Origin of the sequence: Bradyrhizobium sp., assembly GCF_049512235.1 — a bacterium.
GTDB lineage: Bacteria > Pseudomonadota > Alphaproteobacteria > Rhizobiales > Xanthobacteraceae > Bradyrhizobium.
Window position 1 is genome coordinate 1 of the sequence record NZ_JBEKXH010000723.1, and the last position, 2,576, is coordinate 2,576.

At 61.3% G+C, this 2,576-nt stretch carries 1 protein-coding gene; it reads right to left on the bottom strand.

Annotated features, from left to right (window positions below):
* Positions 1-30: 30 nt before the first annotated feature.
* On the bottom strand, positions 31-2,576 hold a 2,546-nt coding region (locus ABSG20_RS34440), incomplete at its 5' end, for an ATP-binding protein (RefSeq protein ID WP_423868894.1).

Sequence of the window (2,576 nt, forward strand, 5' to 3'; positions counted from 1 at the left end):
TACCAGCGTGCTGTGGAGCGGCCAAAATAGCTATCGCAAGTCCTCGAGCAGCGCGCGCGCCAGCTTGAGATCCGCGGTGTCGAAGCCTTCCGTGAAGCGGTCGTAGACGAGGGCGAGCGCATCCCGGGCCTGATCGCGCTGGCCACCTTCGGAGAGCATGCGTGCCAAGACCATCGTCGACCTCAGCTCCCAGGCGAGCGCAGATTGCGCGCGTGCGACAGCGAGCGCCTCGGTCAGGCAGTTCATGGCTGCTTCTCGGTCATGTCGTGCCGCGAGTATCTGCGATTTAATCCTGAGCAGTTCGGACAAGTGAACTTCCAATCCACTATTTGTCGCGCTCGCAATGGCTCCATTGATTGTGAACAGCGCCTCCTCGAATCGCCCGGTCTTGCGCTGGCCTTCAGCCGACGCACCGATGAAACGCGTGATTAGGAGATTGAACTGTCGAGCGTGCATGGTCTCCAACGCGCCCTGTAGTAAATCGAGACCGGCCTCCGGCTTATTGCGGGCGACGGCAAGTTCGCCTTTCAGCGCGATGCCGAGATTACGGTAAGGGGCAAGCGAGTATCGTCGGGCGTGTACGATCAGCTGCTCGATGAGGTCGCTGGCTCCTGCTAAATCACCCGTCCACAGTAACAACATCGATGTATAAGCCAGCGAAACGCAGATCGGAACTGGGTGATTCCGGCTCGCCGCTTCATCGATGGCCTTTTGTTCGATTCGAAGCGCCTGATCGGAGAAGCCACGCAGCCACAAGGTGTGGGCAAGGCGGACGAGCGCGAAGATGCGCGGATCAAAACCGAAGAAGTTGACGTTGGAGGTGCCGAGTTCGACCGCGAGTGCGAAGCCGCGCTCAAAATGGAGCTCTGCCGCGGTCTGGTTGCCCAGAAAGTGGTGGGCATTGCCCATCCACCACTCCGACCAGACGGTGCCAGCCGGGTGCTTGGCAGCCTGCGCGATGGCGCTGGCCTGTTCCGCGACCGCCAGGGCGTTGCGGATGTCGCCAAGCCGTGAAAACAATAGGTTCAGACCGGCGAGAAGCCGCAGTTGGCGCCCAGGATCCTGGAATGTTTCCGCCAGCGCAAGTCCACGCTCGATTGCGGCGCGAACCTGATCGCTGTTGCCCCCGAATATCGACGACATCGCTCGCGCTTCTTGAAGGATCATCTCGTGTCTGGTGTTTCGGCTGGTGTCGTCGAGCGCGGCCAGCGCCCGTTTACACCAACCCTTGCATTCCTCAAGCAGCGACAGTCCGAAGAACATTGGCGCCGCCCAGGTGGCGAGTTCGATGCCGACCGCGGCATCGCCATGGTCCGACAGCGCCCATCCGAGCGCCGCCCGCACATTGCCGATATGCAGGGCGTACCCTGAAAGATCATGTTCGCCGAACAACGACTGGATGATCTCGTCGCGTTCGAGAAACTCAGAATAAAACATCGCGTGGCGCCGGGCGATGCGATCCGTTTCGTCACGCCCTGCGAGCTTGGCGGCGGCATAGGCCCGCGTGGTGTCGAGCAGCCGATAATAAGTCGAATCGTTGATAACGGTTGCAGATATCAGGAATTTTGCAACCAGGCTCGTGACCGCGTCGATAACGTACGCATCGTCCACCTCCGTCTCCGAGGCAACGGAGCCGGCGGCCTGAAGCGTGAAGCCCCCGACAAAGACTGACAGCCGGCACAGGACCAGCTTCTCGCGATCCGAAAGCAGGCTGTGACTCCAATCGAGCAGCGCGTTCAGGGTCTCGTGCCGCGGCAGCGCGGTGCGGCGGCCCTGCCAGAGCAGGCCGAAGCGGTTGTCGAGCAGCTCCGCAACTCCACGAATCCCAAGGGAGCCAACGCGACTGGCCGCGAGCTCAATGGCAAGTGCGATCCCGTCGAGCCGGCGGCAGCTCCGGGCGACGATCGGCGCATCGAGATCGCACAGCTTGGCGCCATAGCCGCTCGCCGCGGCCCGCTCCATGAAAAGCTGGGCAGCGGGATACCGGAGCACTGCCAAAGCCGTCAGGCCAGCATCCTCGGGTGGACAATCAAGTGAATATAACAAGTGGACATGTTCACCTTCCACCCCGAGTGCTTCGCGGCTGGTCGCCAGGATGTGCGCTTGCGGCGCCTCGCTGACGACGCGTTCGGCCAGCGCTGCCGCAACGCCGATCACGTGCTCGCAATTGTCGAGCACAAGAAGAAGCTTCTTGTTGCCGATAAAGGCCACCAGACCAGCGAGCGGGTCCTGGCTTTGCACCATCAACCCAAGCGCCGACGCTACCGCCGTCGGCACGAGTTGGGGATCGGTCAGCGCAGCCAGATCGATGAAGAACACCGCATCATGGAATCCATCAACCAGCGCATGAGCGACAGAAATTGCTACGGTCGTTTTGCCGACACCGCCGGGACCGACGATACTGACGAAGCGCCACTCCTGAAGTTGCTGCGTCAACGCTCTAACGGTGTCATCGCGGCCGACCATTCGCGTTGGTCGCGGCGGCAGTTTTTGAACTCTTTCTGTAGTGGCGATCCCCGTGACCGGAACCAATTGCTTGGCGCTCGCGCGTGTGACTAGCGCAACAAAGCAATAAC